The organism is Streptomyces sp. NBRC 110035, from assembly GCF_000829695.1.
GTDB lineage: Bacteria > Actinomycetota > Actinomycetes > Streptomycetales > Streptomycetaceae > Streptomyces.
The window spans coordinates 120784-142764 of record NZ_BBNN01000021.1 but is presented as its reverse complement, the minus strand read 5'-3'; the positions used below and the strand labels follow the sequence as shown (position 1 = coordinate 142764).

The following is a 21981-nucleotide window of genomic DNA, read 5'->3' as shown; positions in this document are numbered from 1 at the left end:
TCTGTCAGCCCTTCTCCAGGTACTGCTCCCTCTCGTCGTCCAGCAGGGCCGCGAGCGCGGTGCGCAGTCCCGGCAGGCTCTCCAGCCCGGGGTCGGTGGCGACGACCGCGGTGGCCTCCTCGCGGGCTTCGGCGATGATCTCCTCGTCGTCGATGACGGCGAGCATGCGCAGGCTGGAGCGGGTGCCCGACTGGGCCTGGCCCAGGACGTCGCCCTCACGGCGCTGTTCGAGGTCGAGGCGGGAGAGCTCGAAGCCGTCGAGGGTGCCGGCGACCGCGCCGAGCCGCCCGCGGGCCGGGCTCGCCTCGGGCATCTCGGTGACGAGCAGGCACAGGCCGGGGGCCGAGCCCCGGCCGACCCGGCCGCGCAGCTGGTGGAGCTGGGAGACGCCGAAGCGGTCCGCGTCCGTGATCACCATGACGGTGGCGTTGGGAACGTTGACCCCGACCTCGATGACGGTGGTGGCGACCAGGACATCGGTCTCCCCGGCGGCGAAGCGGCGCATGACGGCGTCCTTGTCGTCGGGCTGCATCCGGCCGTGCAGGACCTCCACGCCCAGGCCGCTCAGCGGGCCCTTCGCCAGGTGGTCGGCGACGTCGAGGACGGCCAGCGGCGGACGCTTCTCGGCGTCGTCCTCGGGAGACCCGGGCTTCTTCCTCCCCGCCTTCTTCGGGTCGTCCTCCTCGTCCCCGATGCGCGGGCAGACCACGTACGCCTGGTGGCCGTTGCCGACCTCCTCGCGGACCCGTTCCCAGGCGCGGGCCAGGAAGTGGGGTTTGTCGGCGGCCGGGACGACGTGGCTGGCGATGGGTGAGCGGCCGGCCGGGAGCTGGTCGAGGACGGAGGTCTCCAGGTCGCCGAAGACCGTCATCGCGACGGTGCGCGGGATGGGCGTGGCGGTCATGACGAGCAGGTGCGGGGGCTGTTTGCCCTTGCCGCGCAGGGCGTCGCGCTGTTCGACGCCGAACCGGTGCTGCTCGTCGACGACCACCAGGCCCAGGTCGTGGAACTGGACCTTGTCCTCGATCAGCGCGTGTGTGCCGATGACGAGGCCGGCCTCGCCGGTGACCAGGTCGAGCAGGGCCTGACGGCGGGCGGCCGCGCCCATGGAGCCGGTGAGCAGCACGACCTTGGTGGCGTTCTCCGCCCCGCCCAGCATGCCGCCCTCGGCCAGCTCGCCCATCATCTCGGTGACCGAGCGGTGGTGCTGCTGGGCGAGCACCTCGGTGGGCGCCAGCATGGCCGCCTGCCCCCCGGCGTCGACGACGGCGAGCATGGCGCGCAGGGCGACCAGGGTCTTTCCGCTGCCGACCTCGCCCTGGAGCAGCCGGTGCATCGGGTGCTCGGTGGCGAGGTCGTCGAAGATCTCCTCGGAGACTTTCCGCTGGCCGTCGGTGAGCGTGAAGGGGAGCCGGTCGTCGAAGGCGGCGAGCAGGCCGTCGGGCCGCGGTCTGCGGGCGACGGCGGGCAGCAGGCCGTCGGCGTGGCGGCGTCGGGCGAGGGCGACCTGGAGGACGAAGGCCTCGTCCCATTTCAGGCGGGCGCGGGCGTCCTCGATGTCGGCCCTGGTCTGCGGGCGGTGGATCTTCAGCAGCGCCTCCGGGAGCGGGACCAGGCCGCGTCCCTCGCGCAGCGGTCCGGGGAGGGGGTCCACGGCGTCCTGGGCACGGGGCAGGACGGTCTGGAGCGCCTTGCCGATCTTCCAGGACTCCAGTTTGGCGGTGGCGGGGTAGATCGGGATGAGCGAGCCGGCCCAGGTCTCGACGCTCTCCTCCGGGTCGCCCCGCAGCAGCTCGTACGCGGGATGGGTGAGTTGGAGGCGGCGGTTGAAGAGGGAGACCTTGCCGGCGAACATCGCGCGGGTGCCCGGCAGGAGTTCCTTGTGCGGCTTGTGGACACCGTGACCGAAGAAGACCAGTTGGAGCCTGCCGCTGCCGTCCGTGATGGTGACCTCGAGGCGCTGGCCCTTGCCGCGCGGGGCCTTGGCGGAGGCGAAGGTGTGCAGCCGCGCGTCGGCGACCTGGGCGACCACGGTGACGTGCTCGTCCATGGGGAGGTCGGCGAGGTGGGTGAGCTGGCCGCGCTCCTCGTATCTGCGGGGGTAGTGGTGGAGGAGGTCGCCGACCGTGTGCAGGCCGAGGTGCTCGGCCATCACCTTCGCGGTGGGCGGACCGAGCACCGACCTCAGCGGCTGTTGCAGTGGTTCTCGCGACGGTTCTTGCAGTGCGGGCACGGGATCCATTGCACACCACGGCACTGACAAAGCGGGAACACCGGTGCCGCGGCGCCTTCCGGCGGATGGGGAATTCCCTGGTCGGCGGAGTCCTCCGGGCCCTAGGATGACGCGCCGACACCCCGGCCATCCCCGCGGTCACCGCCTCACCGGACCGCCCGACCCCGCGCCGTCGAGAGCCCCCCACCGGCGCCGTGACGATGGACTCCCAGATCTCTCAGGCATCCCAGGCATCCGGCCCACCTCAGCCGCCCCACACGTTCCAGGTCGATCTCCGCGGCCTGGTGGACCTGCTCTCCCACCACCTCTACTCCAGTCCCAAGGTCTATCTGCGCGAGCTGCTGCAGAACGCGGTGGACGCCGTCACCGCCCGCCGCGCCGAGGATCCGGACGCCCCGGCACACGTGCGGCTGTCCGTGGAGGCGGACGGGCTGCGGGTGGAGGACACCGGCGTCGGCCTCACCGAGGCGGACGTGCACGACCTGCTGGCCACCATCGGGCGCAGCTCCAAGCGCGCCGAGGGCCTGCAGGAGGCCCGCTCCGGCTTTCTCGGACAGTTCGGCATCGGGCTGCTCGCCTGCTTCGTGGTGGCCGAGCGGATCCGCGTCGTCAGCCGCAGCGCGCGGACGGCGGACGCGCCGCCCGTGGAGTGGACCGCGCGCGACGACGGTTCGTACACCGTGCGGACGCTGCCCGGGGAGGCGCGGCCCGAGCCGGGCACCACCGTGCACCTGGTGGCGCGGGCCGGGTCCGCCGAGTGGCTGGCCGAGGAACGGGTGCTGTCGCTGGCCCGGGACTTCGGCTCGCTGCTGCCGTACGACGTACGGGTGGGCGAGGAGGCGGTGACCGGGCTGCCCGCGCCCTGGGACCGCGCGTATCCGAGCCCCGCCGCCCGCAGGGTGGCACTGGCCCGGCACTGTCACGACCTGTTCGGCTTCACCCCGCTGGACTCCGTCGACCTGGACGTGCCGCTGGCGGGGGTGCGCGGAGTGGCGTACGTGCTGCCGTCCGCGGTCGGCCCGGCCCGGCGCGCGGGGCACCGCGTGCACCTGAAGGGCATGCTGCTGACCGAGCGGGCCGAACAACTGCTGCCCGACTGGGCGTTCTTCGTGCGCTGCGTCCTGGACACGGACAGTCTGCGACCGACGGCCTCGCGCGAGGCGCTGTACGAGGACGAGACGCTGGCCGGGGTCCGCGAGGCGCTGGGCGAGCGGATCCGCGGCTGGCTGACCGGGCTGGCCGCCGGGGACCCGGAGCGCCTTGCGGCGTTCCTGTCGGTGCACCATCTGGGCGTGAAGGCGCTCGCGCGGCACGACCGGGAGATGCTGCGCACGATGCTGCCCTGGCTGCCGTTCGAGACGACGGACGGGCGGCTGTCCCTGGAGGAGTTCGCGCAGCGGCACCCGGTGGTGCACTTCACGCGCACGGTCGAGGAGTACCGGCAGGTCGCGCCGATCGCGTCCGCGCAGGGCATCGGCGTGGTCAACGGCGGTTACACGTACGACAGCGAGCTGGTCGAGGCGCTGCCGGCGGTGCGGCCGAACACCGCGGTCGCCGAGCTGGACGCGGACACGGTCACCGCCCATCTGGACGCGGTGGACCCGGCCGAGGAGCTGGCCCTGTCGGGCTTCCTGGCCGCTGCACGGGCCAGACTGGACCCGCTGGGCTGCGACGTGGTCCTGCGCGCGTTCCACCCGCTGTCGGTGCCCGCGCTGCACCTGGACGACCGGGAGGTCCGGCACGAACAGGCGCGCGCCGAGGCGGAGTCGGGGGCCGACGACCTGTGGGCGGGCATTCTCGGCTCGCTGCGCGGCAGCGCCCCGCGGGCACGTCTGGTGCTCAACCATCTCAACCCGCTGGTACGGCGCATCGGTTCACTGGGCGAGACCGAACTCATCGGCACCGCCACCGAGTCCCTGTACGGGCAGGCGCTGCTCATGGCACAGCGGCAGCTGCGGCCCGCCGACTCGGCGCTGCTCAACCGGGCGTTCCTCGGCCTGCTGGAGTGGGCCACCCACGACGACTCCACGGGGGGCTCCGGCCGATGACCTCGATCACCGATCTCGATTCCCTGCGCCGCGCGATGGGCGAGAACTCCGAGCAGCCGGAGGGGCCGGCCCGCAACGCGCGCGCGGAGCACCTGCTGCTCGAGGCCGAGAAGCTGGGCATCCCGCTCGCCGTGATCGAGGCGCTCGGGCACCAGCTGAAGGTCTACAACTACAGCTCGGAGAAGGGAAAGATGTTCGTCCCCTTCGCGCGGCTGCTGCGCCTGTGGGACGAACGCCCCGAGGACTTCGACGCGGACGAGACGCATGCGCTGCACTGGGTGTTCAAGTGGATGTCGGCCGGCATGCTGGACCAGCCGCACATCCCGCTCGCCTCGATCGAGAAGTGGCTCGGCGAGATGGAGCGCCGCTACCGGCTGGCCGGTCATTCCGAGCGAGCGGTGCGCAGTGCCGAGTTCAGTGTGGCCGCGCATGTCGGGGACATGCCGCGGGCCGAGCGTGCGTACGCCGCGTGGCTGGCCGCCGACCGGGACACCATGGCCGACTGCCATGCGTGCGAGCTGCACGGGCAGGGCTGGTGGCAGGCGCACAACGGGCGGGACGCGGAGGCTCTCGAGCTGTGGCGGCCGGTCCTGGAGGGCGGGTTCACCTGTGCCCACGAACCGCACACGGTCCTGGCGTCCTCCCTGGTGCCGCTGCTGCGGCTGGGCCGCGTGGACGAGGCGCGCGCCCACCATCTGCGCGGTTTCCGGCTGGTCCGGCCCATGGAGAGCATGCGCGGCGCGTACGCGGACCATGTGGAGTTCTGCGCGCTGAGCGGCAACGAGGCGCGCGCCCTCGAACTGCTCGCGGAGCGGCCCGCCTACTTCACCGACGAGGGGCATCCGCGCAGCAAGCTGGACTTCCTGAGTGTGGTGACGCTGGTCATGGACCGGCTGACCGGGCTCGGTCTGGGCGGCAGCCGGGTCCCCGGGCCGGCCGGGCGGACCTGGACCGCCGCGGAACTGGCCCCGCACGCGCGGGACCGGGCGCTGGCTCTGGCGGCCCGTTTCGACGAGCGCAACGGCACGGAGTACGTCGGTGAGCGGGCCCGCGCGCGGATGGCGCGCCGCCCGCTGGTGGACCGGCTGCCGCTCGGCGTGCGGCCGTCGGGCACGTCCCCGGCACGGTCGCCCGAGCCCCCGGTACGGCCCGTGGCGCCGGGTGCCGGGGCGTCGGCGGCGCCGGACACGGAGCCCTTCGGCGGTTCCGGGCTGCCCGCGCTGCTCGTCGAGGCGCGGCGGTTGTCGGACACCCTGCGGCCGCACGCCGCGGAGGCGTGGGCGGCGGTGGCGCGCGCCGCGCGGGAGGCCGAGGCGGCGGGGAACGACGACGTCCTGGAGGTCCGCGACCGCGCGGAGGTCGCCGACCACGAGGCGATGGCCCTCGGCCCCGGGGCCACCGGCCTCTTCGAGCGGGCCGCCGAGCTGTACGCGGAGGCGGGCGACCCCGGGGAGGCTCTGGCGGCACGCGCGCGTGCGGCATACGTCCACGCGTTGGAGGGCCGGGTGGACGAGGCGCTCGCGGCGGTGGCCGGACCGCACGAGGAGATCCTCGCGCTGTACGCCGCCGGCGGTACGGGCCCGCGGCAGACGGCGTCGGTACTGATGGCGCGGGCGCGGATCCTGACCCGGCGGGTGCACGCCGCCGGTGAAAACCGTGAGGACGCCGTCCTGGAGGAGGCCGTGACCGCCGTCCGCGCGGTCCTGGCGTTCGTGGAGGGGCACACCGGCGAGGACGTGCGGCTCGCCGCGCGGGCCGCCGAGGCCCAGGCGATGCTCGGCGAACTGGCGGGGCACTCCGGGGACGTGGAGAGTGCCGCGGAGCTGTCCGCGCGGGCCGCCGAGGCGTTCGTCGCGGCGGGGCTGCCGTGGTTCGCGGTGGAGTACGAGGCCCGGCTGGCGCAGCTCGCCCACCATCTCGGTGACGTCGACGGTGCCGAACGGGCGCTGCGGACGGCTCTGGAGCACGGCGGGCCGTATCTGGAGCCGGTCGGGCGGGCGCAGCTGCATCTACAGCTCGCCGAGGTGACCGGCGGGCTGGGGCGGGTGGCTCAGGCCGCGGACCACGCCCTGGAGGCCGCGCACTGGGCCGACGAGGCGGGCGAGGGAGCGACGCTGGGCGCCTGGGCGCGGCATCAGCTCGGCGGGTTCCTGCTGCGGCGCGGACGGTGGGCGGAGGCGGCCGAGGTGCTGGAGTCCGTCCTGCCCGACGTGACGGCCGGTACGCACGGGGACGGGGCGGTCGTCCAGACGCTGTGGTGGCTCGGGGACTGCCTCGGTGAGCTGGGCGAGCACCGGGCCGCCGCCGAGCGGCGGTTGCAGGCCGCCGAGATCGCCCGGCACTGGCCGGAGCAGCAGGACCACGCGACGCTGGCCCATCTGGCCGCGGCCAGCCTGGAGCAGGCGGGCCTGTCCGGGGACGCGGAACGGGCCTTCGCCCGTGCGGGCGAGCTGTGGCGCACGGTCGGCGACGTGCCCGGCCTGGTGCGCTCGTTGCGTGCCCGCGCGTGGCTCCTGCTGCGTGCGCAGGCCGACCCCGACGGGGCACGCGCGCTGATGGCGGACGCGGTCGAGGAGTGCGGGGCGGCGGCGGCCGCGGCCCCGGACGACGAGATCCGTGTGCGTCTGGCCGCCGAGCTCGGCCACACCCACCTGCAGTTCGCGGACCTGCTGGTGCGGGTGGCGGGCGTCGGGACCGCCGACGACGGGAGGTCCCTGCTCGAGGAGGCGGTGGCCGCGCTGGACCGGGCGATCGCCACGTTCGCCCCGCTGGGCCCGGACACCCTCGAGGACCGTTCCCGGGCCGAACTGGCCGCGGCCCGGCTGGAGGCCGACCTGGGCCGCCCCGCCGCCGCGACGGCACGCGCGCGTGCCGTCCTGACCGCCCACGGGAACGCCCCCGAGCAGGACGGGACGGCCCGGGCCCTGCGCGCCCAGGCGGAACACCTGGTGCATACCGTCGAGGGGAAGCAGGCGGAGGACGAGCGGGGCACGGCGGAGAGCTGAACCCGCCGCACGACGACCGCGCGGACCGGACCGCCCCTGGAACCTCCTCGCACGCAGCCGGGCCCACCGCCGGCCCGGGGCGGGGCGGTCCGGCGCGCAACGGGGCGGCGACGGCGACGTCCGGCTGTCTCCCGCCACGTCATCCAGCCGGCCGGGCCGACGGAACAGCCGGACCGCGGCCCCGGTCGCACCGTCGCCGGCGTCCCGGTCCGGCGTCGTGGAGCCGGGCGGCGACGGCCGGCGGGCGCTCCCTCGGCGGATGCGCCCGCCGGCCCGGACCGGAGGCAACGGGTCGTGGCCGGCGGCACCACGGCGGATCCGGCGACCGAAACGTCCGGGAACAGGACTGGACAGGACTGCCGCGGCAGCGACCAGGCGCGCACACGCGCCCCCGGCGACGACACGGCTCGGGCCGCCCGCCGGGGGACCCGTCCTCACTCCACCCCGATGAGGAGCAGGGCTCCCTGCCTGCCGCCCTGGTGGAGGGCCGTGTCGACGGCCAGGTAACCCTCGCGGACGTGGGTCTCCAGGCGGGTGGCGACGGTGTGCGGGGTCTCGTCTCCGAGGACCAGGGTGACCATCTCGCCGCCGGCGGAGAGCATGCGGTCCAGGACGGCGGTGGCGGTGGCGGTGACGTCGTCACCGATCACGGCCACGTCGCCGTCGATGAGGCCGAGGACGTCGCCGGCCTGGCAGATGCCCGCCATGGTCCAGGACTGCCGTTCGGCGACGGCGATCTCGGCGTACCGGGTCGCGCCCGCCGCCGAGGTCATCGCCACCACGTCCTCGTCGAAGCGGCGCTCCGGCTCGTGCACCGCGAGCGCCGCGATGCCCTGGACCGCGGAACGGGTGGGGATGAGGGCCACCCTGAGCCCGTCGGCGCGGGCCTGTTCGGCGGCCGCGGCGGCGGTGTGGCGCAGCTCCGCGTCGTTGGGCAGCAGCACCACCTCGTGCGCGTGGGCCCGCCGTACGGCGTCGACCAGCTCGCCGCTCGCGGGCGGCTCGCCGGGGCGGGCCAGCACCGTGGTCGCCCCGGCCTCGGTGTACAGGCCGGCCAGCCCTTCGCCGGGCACCACGGCCACCACGGCCCGCGCGACGCGTTCCGCGGGCGGGCGGCCGGCACCGGGGGCGTGGGCGTCACCGGCGCCGAAGTGCGTGATCCGGATGCGGTGCGGGCGCCCTGCCTCGACCCCCGCCTCCACGGCGGCTCCGGCGTCGTCGACATGGACGTGGACGTTCCACAGTCCGTCGCCACCGACCACGACGAGTGAGTCCCCGAGGGCGTCGAGCCGCTGCCGCAACCGCTGCACGGCCGCGTCCTCGGCCTCCAGGAGGTAGATCACCTCGAAGGCGGGTCCGGTGACCGCGGCCTCCGCCGCTCCCCGGCCGTCGGCGCACCCGGCGGGAGGCGTGACGCCGGCGGGGCGCCCGGCCCCGGCGGGTTCCCCGTGCCCCACCCGCGCGTGCCCCACCCACGCGTGCGCCCCGGGCCCGGTCCCTCCCGGTGTCTCTCCCGTGAACGTCTCCACCAGGGCCGCCAGCACCGCCACCAGTCCCTTGCCGCCCGCGTCCACCACCCCCGCCCGCTGGAGCACGGCCAGCTGGCCCGGCGTCGCGGCGAGGGCCGTGCGGGCGCCGTCGTAGGCCGCCCGCGCCACCTCCCCGCAGTCGCCCTCCGCACCGCCGGCCGCGTCGGCGGCGGCCGTGGCGACGGTGAGCACGGTGCCTTCGACGGGGTGGGCCACGGCCCGGCGCGCGGAGTCGGCCGCGGTCCGCAGGGCGCGCCGCAGCACCTGGCCGTCGGCGTGGGCCGCCTCCTCCCCGGCCAGCACCTGTGCCATTCCGCGCAGCAGCTGCGCCAGGATCGTCCCGGAGTTGCCGCGGGCGCCGATCAGCGCCCCGTGCGCCATCGCGCGCGCCGCGTCCGCCAGCGTGGGCCCCTCGGGCCCGCCCGTCTCGTACCCCGCGAACACCGCCTCGACGGCCGTGGCCGCGGACTCGACCGTCAGGTAGAGATTGGTCCCGGTGTCCCCGTCCGCCACGGGGTAGACGTTGATCGCGTCGATCTCCTCACGCGCGCGCCCCAGCGCGTCGAGCGCGAGTCCGCACCAGGCACGCACCGCGAGAGCATCGAAGAATGTCTGCGGCACCTGCGCCACCTGCGCCTCCTTGAGCTGCTGGACGTGGCACGCAGCGTAGACCTCGGGGGTCCGGTCGGCGGAAGCGGGCCGGGCGGGCCCCTGAGCTGCCATGCCGGTTTCGTTCTCCTGGTTCACCCGTTGTATGCTGCTCCGGTTGCCCGATCCGAATCGGGCCTCTCCCTGGCAGAGCCACTCAGATTCCCAAGAGCTCCTCGAGTTCCGACGTTCCTGATCCCGGCATGCCGGGATCAACCGTAAGTGCATCTGAAGTCTTTGGAGTGACCCGTGGCTGCCAACTGCGACGTCTGTGGCAAGGGGCCGGGCTTCGGCAACAACATCTCGCACTCGCACCGCCGTACGCCCCGTCGCTGGAACCCGAACATCCAGCGTGTGCGTACCGTGGTGGGCGGGACGCCGAAGCGCGTGAACGCTTGCACCTCGTGCATCAAGGCCGGCAAGGTCTCGCGCTGACGCTCTCGCTGAGCGCGCGGCCACAGCTGGTTCACCGCACTGAGCCGGTCCACCCAGGGGTGGACCGGCTTCTTGCCATGCCCGCGCGAGCTGTCCCGGCCGTGAGGCGGGCCTCAGCACCCGTCGGACGCGGGGCGGGCCCCGGATCCGACGCCGGCCCTGCGCCCGAGCGCCCATCCGTGGTCCACCGGCCCGATCCCGGCGCCCAGCCCGAACCCGGCCGCGATCGCCCCCGTGACGTACTCCTTGGCTGCCGTCACCGCCTCCGGCACCGACTGCCCCTTGGCCAGCTGCGCGGCGATCGCCGAGGCGAGGGTGCAGCCCGTTCCGTGGGTGTGCCGGTTGTCGTACCTCGGGGCGCGCAGCCAGTGTTCCTGTGAACCGTCCGTGAGCAGGTCGACGGCGTCGCCCGGGTCCCCGGCGAGATGGCCGCCCTTGATCACCACCCACCGCGGCCCGAACGCCAGCACCGCTTCCGCGGCCCGGCGAAAGTCCCGTTCCGACTGCGCCCGGACACCGGTGAGCTGCGTCACTTCGTCCAGGTTCGGCGTGGCCACGGTCGCGACCGGCAGCAGCTTCGTCCGCACGGAGTCGAGCGCGGAGGGCGCCAGCAGCGCGTCCCCGTGCTTGGAGACCCCCACGGGGTCGACGACCACCGGTACCCGGCTCCCGGCGAGCAGGCCGGCCACCGCCTCCACCAGCTCGGCGGAGGCGAGCATGCCGGTCTTGACCGCCCGGACTCCGATGTCGTCGACGACGCTGCGGTACTGGGCCCGCACCGCCTCCACCGGCAGCGGCCAGGCGCCCTGCACGCCGAGGGAGTTCTGCGCGGTGACCGCGGTGATCACGCTCATGCCGTGGGTGCCCAGCGCGAGCATCGTCTTCAGGTCGGCCTGGATCCCCGCTCCCCCGCCGGAGTCCGAGCCGGCGACCGTCAGCACCCTCGGCGGCACGGCCGCGGCACCCTCGGCTCCCTCCACGCTCCCGGCGCTCACGACTCGATGTCCGCGAAGTGGTCCCAGCCGCCCTGGGCGGTCCAGGGGGCCCCGTCGACCGTCACCTGGGGCAGCGCCGAGGGGTTGAGGACCTCGCCTATCACCTTCCAGCGGGCGGGCAGCTTCACGTCCGGCGGGAAGGTGGCCACGATCGCGTGGTCCTCTCCGCCCGTCAGCACCCACTGCATGGGGTCGACGCCGACGGCCTGCCCGATGTCGTTCATCTGGGAGGGGATGTCGACCGCCCCGGAGCGGATGTCGATGCGGACCTTGCTGGCCTCGGCGATGTGCCCGAGGTCGGCGATCAGTCCGTCGCTCACGTCGCACATCGCGGTCGCCCCCAGCCCGGCCGCCGCGGGGCCCGCGTGGTACGGCGGTTCGGGCCGGCGGTGCGCCTCGACGAAGGCGCGCGGCGAGCGGAAACCGCGCGAGAGCACCGCGAACCCGGCCGCGGACCAGCCGAGCCAGCCGGTCACCGCGACGAGGTCGCCGGGCTGTGCGCCGCCCCGGGTCACCGGCTCCTGGTTGCGCAGGTCACCGAGCGCGGTGATCGCGACCATGATCGTGTCGCCGCGTACGACGTCTCCGCCGACCACCGCGGCGCCCGCCACCTGGCACTCGTCGCGCAGGCCGTCCATCAGCTCGGAGGGCCAGGTCACCGGCAGTTCGGCCGGGACGACCAGCGCGAGCAGCAGCGCGGTCGGCACGGCGCCCATGGCGGCGATGTCCGCGAGGTTCTGCGCGGCGGCCTTGCGGCCGACGTCGTAGGCGGTGGACCAGTCGCGGCGGAAGTGCCTGCCCTCGAGCAGGACGTCACTGCTGGCCACGACCCTGCGGTCGGGTGCGGCGACCACGGCGGCGTCGTCGCCCGGGCCGATCCGGACCGCCGGGGTGGTGGTGAGGCGGGAGGTGAGCTCCCTGATGAGCCCGAACTCCCCGATCTCACCAACCGTACCCTTCATGTCCCCAGCTCCCCTTCTGTCCCGGTCCGTTCCCGGTTCCGTTCCCGGTCGCGAGTCGTCTCCGCCCTCGCTACGGTCGAAGTGACCGTCACCTTGTGTCCAGCCCGTGCCCCGGCGCGCGGGACCCGGTTTCCGCAGGTCTCCCCGCGACGAGCGGCAACGCGATACCGTGGCGTTCCTTTTCCCCACATGATCCTCGTGGCCGCTCTGGAGGTTCCGTGGTACAGGCGTACATCCTGATCCAGACCGAGGTCGGCAAGGCGTCGACCGTCGCCGACACGATCGGCAGGATCCCTGGAGTCGTCCAGGCCGAGGACGTGACCGGACCCTATGACGTCATCGTGCGCGCTCAAGCCGACACCGTCGACGACCTGGGCCGCATGGTGGTCGCGAAGGTGCAGCAGGTGGACGGCATCACCCGTACCCTGACCTGCCCGGTCGTCCATCTGTAGCCCCCGTCTACCCTGTGGCGGTGAGCTCCTTCCGTCACCGTCACGCCGTCCTTCCCGCTCTCGCCCTGCTGATCACCGCCGTGGGCTGCTCCTCGGCAGACGACAGCGCGTCGGCGGCGGTTCCCAGCCCGGACGCGAAGGCCGCCCAGCTGTGCCAGAACCTGGACCAGGTCCTGCCGGCGGAGGTGGACGGCGAGAATCGCGACGATCCCGAACCCGCGTCCGCGCTGACCGCGGGCTGGGGCGGCGAGGCGATCATACTGCGGTGCGGTGTCGGGCAACCGCCGAAGATGGTGGATCCCCAAGTGGCGGGCGGCAACGACCCGGAGGCGTTGGCGGGCGGCGTCGACGGCGTCGACTGGCTCATGGAACAGCAGGACCACGGGACACACCGCTTCACGACCGCGAGCCGTGAGGCCTATGTCGAGGTCAGGGTGACTGACGGACGCGACAGCACGGGCGTACTGATCGATCTCGCGCCCGCCGTCAAGGAGGCGATCCCCGAGGGGATCGCCTCCTAGGGCCGTTCTTCCGGCCGCCCGTTTTCCGACCGCCCGGCCGTGCGTCTCAGCGCAGTCCGGTCCGCCGGCGCAGCGCCGCCTGCACCAGTCGGTCCACCAGCTCGGGGTACTCGAGGCCGGTGGCCTCCCACATCTTCGGGTACATCGAGATGGGCGTGAAGCCGGGCATCGTGTTGATCTCGTTGATGACGAACCCGCCGTCCTCGGTGAGGAAGAAGTCCGCGCGCACCAGCCCTTCGCAGCCCGCCGCCTCGAACGCCTCCACCGCCAGCCGGCGCACCTCGGCGGTCTCCTCGCCGGTCAGCGGTGCGGGCACCACGCCGGGCGTGGAGTCGATGTACTTGGCCTCGAAGTCGTAGTAGGCGTGCGCGTCGGGCGGCGGGATCTCGGCGGGCACCGAGGCGCGCGGGCCGTCCTCGAACTCCAGCACCCCGCATTCGATCTCGCGGCCGCGCAGCGCGGCCTCCACCAGGATCTTCGGGTCGTGCCGCCGGGCCTCGGCGATCGCCTCGTCCAGACCGGCGAGGCCGTCGACCTTGGTGATGCCGATCGAGGAGCCCGCCCGCGCGGGCTTCACGAACAGCGGCCAGCCGTGCTCCCCGGCGAAGTCGACGATCTTCTTGCGGGCGGCGGACTCGTCGTTCTCCCACTCGCGGGGCCGGATCACCACGTACGGGCCGACCTCCAGCCCGAAGGAGGTGAACACCCGCTTCATGTACTCCTTGTCCTGCCCGACGGCGGAGGCGAGCACCCCCGAGCCCACGTAGGGGACGCCGGAGAGCTCCAGGAGCCCCTGCAGGGTGCCGTCCTCGCCGTAGGGGCCGTGCAGCACGGGGAAGACGACGTCGACCTCGCCGAGCGCCTTCGGGACCGAACCGGGCTCGCTGTAGACGACTTCGCGGTTCGCGGGGTCGAGGGGGAGCACCACCGTGCCCTCGGCCGCGTCGGTGAGCTGGTCCACGCTGGGCTGGCGCCGGTCGACGATGGCCATACGGTCCGGCTCGTCGGCGGTGAGTGCCCAGCGGCCGTCCCGGGTGATACCGATCGGCAGGACGTCGTACTTCGTCCGGTCGATGGCCTTGAGGACGGCGCCGGCGGTGACCACGGAGATCCCGTGTTCGGAGCTGCGCCCGCCGAACACAACGGCCACACGCGGCTTGCGAGGCGGCTGCTCGGGGCTCTGGGGGAGGTTCTGGGTGCTCATATGGCGATGAGAGTACCCGGTGGCCGTACCCCTGATACAGCGCCCACGGTGCGGCAGACGGAGGGTTGCCGCGCAGGACGGCGCCCACGCCGCTCCCCCGCCGCCGCGCCGTCGCTCAGTGTCGTTCCGGCTTCGCGCTGCGCGACATCAGCTCCTTGAGGGCGACCACCGGGGGCTTGCCCTCGTGCACGATGCCGACGACCGTCTCGGTGAGCGGCATGTCGACGCCGTGCCGACGGGCGAGATCCAGCACCGACTCGCAGGACTTGACGCCCTCGGCGGTCTGACGGGTGACCGCGACGGTCTCCTGAAGGGTCATGCCCTTGCCGAGGTTGGTGCCGAAGGTGTGGTTGCGCGACAGCGGTGAGGAGCAGGTGGCCACCAGGTCGCCGAGGCCCGCGAGTCCGGCGAAGGTCAGCGGGTCCGCGCCGAGCGCGACCCCGAGCCGGGTGGTCTCGGCGAGCCCGCGGGTGATGAGCGAGCCCTTGGCGTTGTCACCGAGCCCCATGCCGTCCGCGATGCCGACGGCCAGCCCGATCACGTTCTTCACGGCGCCGCCCAGTTCGCAGCCGACCACGTCGGTGTTGGTGTACGGGCGGAAGTACGGCGTGTGGCAGGCGGCCTGGAGCCGCTGGGCGACGGCCTCGTCGGTGCAGGCGACGACGGTGGCGGCCGGCATCCGGGCGGCGACCTCCCGGGCGAGGTTGGGTCCGGTGACCACGGCGATCCGGTCGGCGCCGACCCCGGCGACGTCCTCGATCACCTCGCTCATCCGCATGGCGGAGCCGAGTTCGACGCCTTTCATCAGCGACACCAGGACCGTGTCCGGGGCGAGCAGCGGCTTCCACTCGGCGAGGTTGTCGCGCAGCGTCTGGGAGGGGATCGTGAGGACGGTGAAGTCGGCGTCGCGCGCGGCCTCGGCGGCGTCCGTGGTGGCCCGCAGGTTCGCCGGGAGTTCGACTCCGGGCAGGTAGTCGGGATTGGTGCGGGTGGAGTTGACCGCGTCGACGAGTCCGGGGCGCCGCGCCCACAGCACCACGTCGCACCCTGCGTCGGCGAGCACCATGCCGAAGGCCGTGCCCCACGATCCGGTGCCGAAGACGGCCGCCTTGACCGGCTTGCTCACGTGTTCAGCCCCTCTTCCCGCGCGGTGGCGCGTTTTTTGGGCCACCGCTGTTCGTTCTGCCGTTCCTGGTGCCGGTGTTCCGCCGGTCCGTGCCCGGACGGACCGGCGGGTCCCTTTCGCCGGGTCTGGGCCCGGGTCTTGCGGCGCTGCTCCACACGTTCACGCTGCGGATCGTAGGGCTCCCCGGGGGCCTTCTCGCCGCGGATCTCCTCCAGCTGGCGGGTCACCGCGGCCATGATGACCTCGGTCGCCTCCCTGAGCAGCTCGGGTGTCATCTCCCGGCCGTAGAAACGGTCCAGGTCCACCGGCGGTCCGGCCAGCACGCGGTGCGTCTTGCGCGGGAAGAGGCGGGGCCTGGAGGCGTACGGCGGCAGCAGCTCGTTGGCACCCCACTGCGCGACCGGGACGACGGGGCACCTGGTCTGCAGGGCGACCCGCGCGGCACCGGTCTTGCCGGTCATGGGCCAGCCGTCCGGGTCCCGGGTGAGGGTGCCCTCGGGGTAGAAGGCGACGCATTCGCCGCGCTCCACGGCGTCGATCGCGGCCCGGAAGGCGCTGAGCGCGTCCGTGCTCTCGCGATAGACGGGGATCTGCCCGGTGCCGCGCATCATGGCGCCGACGAATCCCCTGCCGAAAAGGCCGTTCTTCGCCAGGAATCGCGGAACGCGACCGGTGTTGTACTGAAAGTGCGCGTAGGCGACGGGGTCAATGTGCGAATTGTGATTTACCGCAGTGATAAATCCACCTTGGCGCGGAATGTTCTCCATTCCGCGCCAGTCCCGCTTGAGCAGAACCACCAGCGGAGGTTTGCAGATCACCGCGGCGAAGCGGTACGCGAAGCCGATTCTGCGGCGCGGCACACGGACACCTTCCTCTAAGTCCTGGACCCGGGGGCCAGGCGGGCCGCACAAGTGTCGCCCCGGGCCGCCGGTCTGTCGAGAACACCGTACGCCCCGGTCCCCCGGCCACCGGGTGCCGCGGGGGACAATGCCGACGACAAGAGAGGGACGTAACACGCGTGCAGTGGACCTTGGTGGTACCCCTGAAACCGCTGGCCGAGGCCAAGAGCAGGCTCTCCGGCACCGCGGACGACGCCCTGCGTCCGGGGCTCGCGCTCGCCTTCGCACAGGACACCGTGGCGGCCGCCCTGGCCTGCCGCGCGGTGCGGGACGTGGTGGTTGTCACGGACGACGCCCTGGCCGGCCGCGAGCTGGCCGCGCTGGGTGCGGGCATCGTCGCCGACGAGCCGGGCAGCGGGCTGAACGCGGCCCTCGCCCACGCGGCCGCCACCGTGCGGACCGTGCGGCACGCGGGTCCCGTGGCGGCCCTCAACGCCGATCTCCCGGCACTGCGCCCGGCCGAACTGGCGCGCGTGCTGGAGGGGGCGGCCGCGTTCCCGCGCGCGTTCCTCCCCGATACCGCGGGCGTCGGCACCACGCTGCTCGCAGCGGCGGCGACGGAGGAGCTGCGGCCGTCCTTCGGCCCCGGCTCCCGGGCCCGGCACCGCGCGCGGGGAGCCGTCGAACTGTGCCTCGACGCGGTGGATTCCGTACGGCAGGACGTGGACACGGGGAACGATCTCCGGGCGGCGCTGGCGCTGGGGGTGGGGCCCCGCACGGCGGCCGCCACCGCGCGGCTGCTGATCGCGGAGCAGTAGGCTGCGGCCCATGCAGGCGACCGCGTACACCTACGACCCCGAGAGCCGAAGCGGCCAGGTGCTGCTGGACGACGGCACTCCGGTGCCCTTCGACGCACCGGCCTTCGACGCCGGAGGCCTGAGGCTGCTGCGTCCGGGGCAGCGCGTGCGCATCGAGTTCCGGGGCGAGGGCGAGGCCCGGCGGATCACCCTGGTGACGCTCCAGACGTTCTGACCACCGTCCACGCTCCGACGGCGTTTCGGGTGTGTGCCGGCACACCGCGGGCCGGACTCCGTGACGGAGTCCGGCCCGGCGCGTGAGTACCGTTTCGCCGCCGCTACTTCTTGCGGGCGGTGGTCTTCTTGGCGGTGGTCTTGCGTGCGGTCGACTTCTTGGCGGGCGCCTTCGTGGCCGTCGCCTTCTTCGCCGGGGACTTCTTGGCGGTCGTCTTCTTCGCGGCGGCGGTCTTGGCGGTCGCCGCGGACGCGCCGGTGGCCTTCTTGGCGGTGGTCTTCTTCGCGGCGGCCTTCTTTCCCGCGGCCCGCTTCGCCGTGGCCTTCTTGGCGGCGCTCTTCTTCGCGGCGGCCTTCTTCACCGTCGCGGAAGCCCCGCCGGACAGGCTGCCCTTGGGCGCCTTCTTGACGGCGACCTCGCCACCGCGCGGCAGCTTCTTCGAGCCGCTCACCAGGTCCTTGAAACCCTGGCCCGCACGGAAACGCGGCACCGACGTCTTCTTGACCCGCACCCGCTCACCGGTCTGGGGGTTGCGGGCGTAGCGGGCCGGGCGGTCGACCTTCTCGAACGAACCGAAGCCGGTGACCGAGACCCGGTCACCCGCGACCACGGCACGGACGACGGCGTCCAGGACCGCGTCGACGGCATCGGCGGCCTGCTGCCGGCCGCCCATCTTGTCGGCAATCGCTTCTACGAGCTGCGCCTTGTTCACGTCTTCCCCTTCGGAGACATCGCCCGAACGAATCCGTTCAAGCGTTTTCGCACGTTAGGCAGATATATACCGCAAATCAAACATGAAACGGGCTTATCACCCTTGTGCCGCAATGAGCTCGGCCGCCTCGAGTGGCTCAGCGTTCCTCTTCGGGAAATCGGCCCTCGTCGAGGTCCGCGATGAACCGCTCCAGCCGCTTTGCCGCAGAGGCGAGATCGTGCTTGGCCGCGGCCGTAATGACCAGCAGCTTCCGGGCCAGCGCCATCCGTACGCCCTCCGGTACTTGCAGTGCGCGCACTCTTGCATGCGCTTCTTTGAGCCGGACCGCGACCACCGTGCAGAGCTCGAGTTGGCCGTCGCGTTCCATGCACAGATTGTGCCATCTGGGGCGAGTTGTCGCCTGCGCAGGGGGCAACTGCCACCTCGGACGGCGGTCCGAGCACACTCCGAGGTCACGCGCACGTGACACGTGTACCCCGGCAACCACCTTCATAACGTGGGAAGTTGCCAGGTCTCAAGAGGGCGCGCAGGTCCGAACGGGTGCAGACGCGGCCGTACCCCCGATCGGTCCGATCGGGGGTACGGAAGGGGGGTGGGCGTGGCTGAAAGTCGACCTGCTGCCCGGACTGCGCGCTACGGAGGGTCAGGCGCCCTGCGTCGTGAGCGTCCGCGGCTTGAACGACGGGCGCTTCGCCTCGTACGTGGCGATGTCCGCCTCGTTCTGCAGGGTGATGGAGATGTCGTCGAGCCCGTTCAGCAGCCGCCAGCGGGAGTTCTCGTCGAGCTCGAAGGCGGCGGTGATCCCCTCGGCGCGCACTTCGCGGGCCTCGAGGTCGACGGTGATCTCGGCCTCGGGGTCCCGCTCGGTGAGCTCCCAGAGCGCGTCCACGACCTTCTGCTCGATGACCACGGTGAGCAGGCCGTTCTTCAGCGAGTTGCCGCGGAAGATGTCGGCGAAGCGGGAGGAGACCACGGTCTTGAAGCCGTAGTTCTGCAGCGCCCAGACGGCGTGCTCACGGGAGGAGCCGGTGCCGAAGTCGGGGCCGGCGACCAGGACCGTGGCACCCTCGCGCTCGGGACGGTTGAGCACGAACTCCGGGTCCTTGCGCCAGGCCTCGAACAGCCCGTCCTCGAACCCGTCCCGCGTCACCTTCTTGAGCCAGTGGGCGGGGATGATCTGGTCGGTGTCGACGTTGCTGCGGCGCAGCGGGACGGCCCGGCCGGTGTGCGTGGTGAATGCTTCCATGGCTATCGGACTCCAGCGGACGTACGGGTGTCGGCGGCGAGGTCGGCCGGGGAGGCCAGGTGACCGAGGACCGCGGTGGCGGCGGCGACCTGCGGGGACACCAGGTGGGTACGGCCCCCCTTGCCCTGCCGGCCCTCGAAGTTGCGGTTGGAGGTGGACGCGGAGCGCTCACCGGGAGCGAGCTGGTCGGGGTTCATGCCCAGGCACATGGAACAGCCCGCGTGCCGCCACTCGGCGCCGGCCTCCTTGAAGACCACGTCCAGGCCCTCGGAGACGGCCTGCAGACCGACCCGCGCGGAGCCCGGGACGACCAGCATCCGCACCCCGTCGGCGACTTTGCGGCCCTTGACGATGTCCGCGGCGGCGCGCAGGTCCTCGATCCGCCCGTTGGTGCAGGACCCTACGAAGACGGTGTCGACACTGATGGAGTTCAGGGGCCGACCGGCCTCCAACCCCATGTATTCCAGGGCCTTTTCGGCGGCGAGGCGCTCCGAGGCGTCTTCGTACGAAGCGGGGTCGGGGACCGCCGCCGACAGCGGCGCGCCCTGGCCCGGGTTGGTGCCCCAGGTGACGAACGGGGACAGCCGGGAGGCGTCGATGACGACCTCGGCGTCGAACTCGGCGTCGTCGTCGGTACGCAGCGTCTTCCAGTAGGCGACGGCCGCGTCCCAGTCCTCGCCCTGCGGGGCGTGCGGGCGGCCCTCGAGGTAGGCGAACGTCGTCTCGTCGGGGGCGATCATGCCCGCGCGGGCGCCGGCCTCGATCGACATGTTGCAGATGGTCATGCGGGCCTCCATCGAGAGCTTCTCGATGGCCTCGCCGCGGTACTCCAGGATGTAGCCCTGTCCGCCGCCGGTGCCGATGCGCGCGATGACCGCCAGGATCAGGTCCTTGGCCGTGACGCCGTCGGGCAGTTCGCCGTCGACGGTGATCGCCATGGTCTTCGGGCGGGCCATCGGCAGCGTCTGCGTGGCGAGCACGTGCTCGACCTGGGAGGTCCCGATGCCGAAGGCCAGCCCGCCGAACGCGCCGTGCGTCGAGGTGTGCGAGTCCCCGCAGACCACGGTCATGCCGGGCTGGGTCAGGCCCAGCTGGGGTCCGACGACGTGCACGACGCCCTGCTCGACGTCGCCCAGCGAGTGCAGCCGGACGCCGAACTCGGCGCAGTTCGCCCGCAGCGTCTCCAGCTGGACGCGGGAGACCGGGTCGGCGATGGGCTTGTCGATGTCGAGGGTCGGGGTGTTGTGGTCCTCGGTCGCGATGGTGAGGTCGAGGCGGCGCACCGTACGGCCGCTCTTGCGGAGGCCGTCGAAGGCCTGGGGGCTGGTCACCTCGTGCAGCAGGTGCAGATCGATGAAGAGGAGGTCGGGCTCGCCCTCGGCGCGCCGGACGACGTGGTCGTCCCAGACCTTCTCCGCGAGTGTCCTACCCATCGCTTTCCCTCCGGCCGGCAAGGCGCGCCGGCCCAACTAGAGATCCGTGAGGAGACGGCACCCCACCCCTGATCGCGGGGCGTCGCCGCCCGGCCCGGTGATTCACGGACCGTGGTGCTGATGAACTGTGTACGTCCAGAGTGGCGCGTCCCACGGAAAATTGAACTTGCGTTTCACAGAGTGAGACGCGAGTATCGTTGCATGGACAACAGTAGTGGCGTCGGCGTTCTGGACAAGGCAGCCCTTGTCCTGAGCGCTCTGGAGTCCGGTCCGGCCACCCTCGCGGGGTTGGTCGGTGCCACCGGACTGGCACGACCCACGGCCCACCGCCTGGCCGTGGCCCTGGAGCACCACCGGCTGGTGGCCCGCGACATGCAGGGCAGGTTCATCCTCGGCCCGCGCATGGCCGAGCTGGCCGCGGCGGCCGGCGAGGACCGGCTGCTCGCCACGGCGGGCCCCGTCCTCACGCACCTGCGCGACATCACCGGCGAGAGCGCCCAGCTCTACCGCCGTCAGGGCGACATGCGCATCTGCGTCGCCGCGGCGGAGCGCCTGTCCGGCCTGCGGGACACGGTCCCGGTGGGCTCCACGCTCACGATGAAGGCCGGTTCCTCCGCGCAGATCCTGATGGCCTGGGAGGAGCCGGAGCGCCTGCACCGCGGCCTGCAGGGCGCCCGTTTCACGGCGACGGCCCTGTCGGGTGTCCGGCGGCGCGGCTGGGCGCAGTCGATCGGTGAGCGCGAGCCCGGTGTGGCCTCGGTCTCCGCGCCGGTGCGCGGTCCGTCCAACCGCGTGGTGGCCGCCGTCTCCGTGTCGGGGCCCATCGAGCGCCTGAGCCGCCACCCGGGCCGGATGCACGCCCAGGCCGTCATCGACTCCGCGACCCGCCTCTCCGAGGCGCTGCGCCGCACCTGACCCCGCCCGCCTTCCGGGACCGGCCTGCCCCAACGCCGCGGCAGGCTCTCCCCCGGACCCGGGGCATGGACGTACGGACAATGACGAAAGCCCTCCACCGAAGTGGAGGGCTTCCTTCTCTGTACCCCCGACCGGATTCGAACCGGCGCTACCGCCTTGAGAGGGCGGCGTGCTAGGCCGCTACACAACGGGGGCGTGGACACTGCGTTTCCGCAGGTCCGAGCTGGTCTACCTGGACTCGAACCAAGACTAACTGAACCAGAATCAGTCGTGCTGCCAATTACACCATAGACCAATGATGGTTTAGACCAGTTCAGTACCCCCGACCGGATTCGAACCGGCGCTACCGCCTTGAGAGGGCGGCGTGCTAGGCCGCTACACAACGGGGGCCCTGGCGATCCTGCATCGTGAGCAGTGGGAGCTACCCTGCTGCCCTCGCGGGAAGGATCTGTACCCCCGACCGGATTCGAACCGGCGCTACTGCCTTGAGAGGGCAGCGTGCTAGGCCGCTACACAACGGGGGCTCGCGGATGAGATCCGCGCGGTGCAGATGAGCTCTGCGAGCTGGCCTACCTGGACTCGAACCAAGACTAACTGAACCAGAATCAGTCGTGCTGCCAATTACACCATAGGCCACTGGAACGCA

19 protein-coding genes and 5 tRNA genes are annotated in these 21981 nt (G+C 72.7%); 8 read left to right on the top strand and 16 right to left on the bottom strand.

Annotated elements, in window-relative coordinates:
* Positions 1 to 4 precede the first annotated feature (4 nt).
* A complete protein-coding gene (gene recG, locus TU30_RS11320) occupies positions 5 to 2242 on the bottom strand; it encodes an ATP-dependent DNA helicase RecG (protein ID WP_042168036.1) in 2238 nt (745 codons plus the stop codon).
* 191 nt (positions 2243 to 2433) lie between these two features.
* Between recG and TU30_RS11315 the strand changes: the two genes are divergently transcribed.
* Complete coding sequence (locus TU30_RS11315) at positions 2434 to 4281, top strand: HSP90 family protein (protein ID WP_078878227.1); 1848 nt, start codon at positions 2434 to 2436, stop codon at positions 4279 to 4281.
* Complete coding sequence (locus tag TU30_RS11310; protein ID WP_042168031.1) at positions 4278 to 7286, top strand: tetratricopeptide repeat protein; 3009 nt, start codon at positions 4278 to 4280, stop codon at positions 7284 to 7286. Before TU30_RS11315 ends, TU30_RS11310 begins: the two co-directional genes overlap by 4 nt.
* A gap of 434 nt (positions 7287 to 7720) precedes the next feature.
* Here TU30_RS11310 and TU30_RS11305 read toward each other — a convergent pair whose 3' ends face one another.
* On the bottom strand, positions 7721 to 9445 hold the full coding sequence (locus tag TU30_RS11305; RefSeq protein WP_042168321.1) for a DAK2 domain-containing protein: 1725 nt from the start codon (positions 9443 to 9445) through the stop codon (positions 7721 to 7723).
* Positions 9446 to 9712: 267 nt separating this feature from the next.
* On the opposite strand from TU30_RS11305, the gene rpmB reads away from it, so the two are divergent.
* Positions 9713 to 9898 carry a 50S ribosomal protein L28 gene (gene rpmB, locus TU30_RS33925; protein ID WP_004924906.1) on the top strand — a complete coding sequence of 62 codons (186 nt, stop codon included), beginning with the start codon at positions 9713 to 9715 and terminating at the stop codon, positions 9896 to 9898.
* Between the two features lie 113 nt (positions 9899 to 10011).
* Here rpmB and thiD read toward each other — a convergent pair whose 3' ends face one another.
* Together thiD and TU30_RS11295 are read right to left on the bottom strand one after the other, a co-directional pair.
* Complete coding sequence (gene thiD / locus TU30_RS11300) at positions 10012 to 10893, bottom strand: bifunctional hydroxymethylpyrimidine kinase/phosphomethylpyrimidine kinase (RefSeq protein ID WP_370626618.1); 882 nt, start codon at positions 10891 to 10893, stop codon at positions 10012 to 10014.
* A complete protein-coding gene (locus tag TU30_RS11295) occupies positions 10890 to 11855 on the bottom strand; it encodes a thiamine-phosphate kinase (protein ID WP_042168029.1) in 966 nt (321 codons plus the stop codon). The genes thiD and TU30_RS11295 overlap by 4 nt, the downstream gene beginning before the upstream one ends.
* 218 nt (positions 11856 to 12073) lie before the next feature.
* Here TU30_RS11295 and TU30_RS11290 point away from each other — a divergent pair, with 218 nt between their 5' ends.
* Both TU30_RS11290 and TU30_RS11285 read left to right on the top strand, forming a co-directional pair.
* Positions 12074 to 12307 carry an Lrp/AsnC family transcriptional regulator gene (locus tag TU30_RS11290; protein WP_042168027.1) on the top strand — a complete coding sequence of 78 codons (234 nt, stop codon included), beginning with the start codon at positions 12074 to 12076 and terminating at the stop codon, positions 12305 to 12307.
* A gap of 20 nt (positions 12308 to 12327) precedes the next feature.
* Positions 12328 to 12828, top strand: a complete 501-nt coding sequence (locus TU30_RS11285; protein WP_042168319.1) for a DUF3515 domain-containing protein — start codon at positions 12328 to 12330, stop codon at positions 12826 to 12828.
* Positions 12829 to 12874: 46 nt separating this feature from the next.
* Here the strand turns inward: TU30_RS11285 and TU30_RS11280 are convergent, their stop codons facing one another.
* The 3 genes from TU30_RS11280 to TU30_RS11270 all read right to left on the bottom strand — a co-directional run bounded on the left by TU30_RS11280 (position 12875) and on the right by TU30_RS11270 (position 16018).
* Positions 12875 to 14032 (bottom strand): D-alanine--D-alanine ligase family protein, encoded by a 1158-nt coding sequence (locus TU30_RS11280; RefSeq protein WP_042168024.1) that lies wholly within the window; start codon positions 14030 to 14032, stop codon positions 12875 to 12877.
* Between the two features lie 115 nt (positions 14033 to 14147).
* The gene (locus TU30_RS11275) at positions 14148 to 15158 is read right to left on the bottom strand and encodes an NAD(P)H-dependent glycerol-3-phosphate dehydrogenase (RefSeq protein WP_042168021.1); all 1011 of its coding nucleotides are present in this window, start codon (positions 15156 to 15158) and stop codon (positions 14148 to 14150) included.
* Entirely contained in the window at positions 15155 to 16018 is an 864-nt protein-coding gene (locus tag TU30_RS11270) for a 1-acyl-sn-glycerol-3-phosphate acyltransferase (protein ID WP_042168017.1), read from the bottom strand. Before TU30_RS11270 ends, TU30_RS11275 begins: the two co-directional genes overlap by 4 nt.
* 158 nt (positions 16019 to 16176) lie before the next feature.
* Between TU30_RS11270 and cofC the strand changes: the two genes are divergently transcribed.
* A complete protein-coding gene (gene cofC / locus TU30_RS11265) occupies positions 16177 to 16815 on the top strand; it encodes a 2-phospho-L-lactate guanylyltransferase (protein ID WP_042168014.1) in 639 nt (212 codons plus the stop codon).
* A 10-nt stretch (positions 16816 to 16825) separates the two neighbouring features.
* Positions 16826 to 17029 carry a hypothetical protein gene (locus tag TU30_RS36460; RefSeq protein WP_042168011.1) on the top strand — a complete coding sequence of 68 codons (204 nt, stop codon included), beginning with the start codon at positions 16826 to 16828 and terminating at the stop codon, positions 17027 to 17029.
* A 103-nt stretch (positions 17030 to 17132) separates the two neighbouring features.
* On the opposite strand, the gene TU30_RS11255 is transcribed toward TU30_RS36460, so the two are convergent.
* The 4 genes from TU30_RS11255 to leuC form a co-directional block, all read right to left on the bottom strand.
* On the bottom strand, positions 17133 to 17741 hold the full coding sequence (locus tag TU30_RS11255; protein WP_042168009.1) for an HU family DNA-binding protein: 609 nt from the start codon (positions 17739 to 17741) through the stop codon (positions 17133 to 17135).
* Positions 17742 to 17877: 136 nt separating this feature from the next.
* Positions 17878 to 18108: a hypothetical protein gene (locus TU30_RS11250; protein WP_042168006.1), complete on the bottom strand. Its 231-nt coding sequence runs from the start codon at positions 18106 to 18108 to the stop codon at positions 17878 to 17880.
* Positions 18109 to 18384: 276 nt separating this feature from the next.
* The gene (gene leuD / locus TU30_RS11245; protein WP_042168004.1) at positions 18385 to 18987 is read right to left on the bottom strand and encodes a 3-isopropylmalate dehydratase small subunit; all 603 of its coding nucleotides are present in this window, start codon (positions 18985 to 18987) and stop codon (positions 18385 to 18387) included.
* A gap of 2 nt (positions 18988 to 18989) precedes the next feature.
* Complete coding sequence (leuC, locus tag TU30_RS11240) at positions 18990 to 20420, bottom strand: 3-isopropylmalate dehydratase large subunit (RefSeq protein ID WP_042168003.1); 1431 nt, start codon at positions 20418 to 20420, stop codon at positions 18990 to 18992.
* A 201-nt stretch (positions 20421 to 20621) separates the two neighbouring features.
* Here leuC and ndgR point away from each other — a divergent pair, with 201 nt between their 5' ends.
* Positions 20622 to 21335, top strand: coding sequence for an IclR family transcriptional regulator NdgR (gene ndgR, locus TU30_RS11235; RefSeq protein ID WP_042168001.1), 714 nt, complete (start codon positions 20622 to 20624; stop codon positions 21333 to 21335).
* A gap of 122 nt (positions 21336 to 21457) precedes the next feature.
* On the opposite strand, the gene TU30_RS11230 is transcribed toward ndgR, so the two are convergent.
* The 5 genes from TU30_RS11230 to TU30_RS11210 all read right to left on the bottom strand — a co-directional run bounded on the left by TU30_RS11230 (position 21458) and on the right by TU30_RS11210 (position 21971).
* A tRNA-Glu gene (locus TU30_RS11230) sits at positions 21458 to 21530 on the bottom strand.
* A gap of 28 nt (positions 21531 to 21558) precedes the next feature.
* A tRNA-Gln gene (locus TU30_RS11225) sits at positions 21559 to 21630 on the bottom strand.
* Between the two features lie 22 nt (positions 21631 to 21652).
* Positions 21653 to 21725 (bottom strand) — tRNA-Glu (locus tag TU30_RS11220).
* Positions 21726 to 21786: 61 nt separating this feature from the next.
* Positions 21787 to 21859 (bottom strand) — tRNA-Glu (locus TU30_RS11215).
* A 40-nt stretch (positions 21860 to 21899) separates the two neighbouring features.
* A tRNA-Gln gene (locus TU30_RS11210) sits at positions 21900 to 21971 on the bottom strand.
* Positions 21972 to 21981 lie beyond the last annotated feature (10 nt).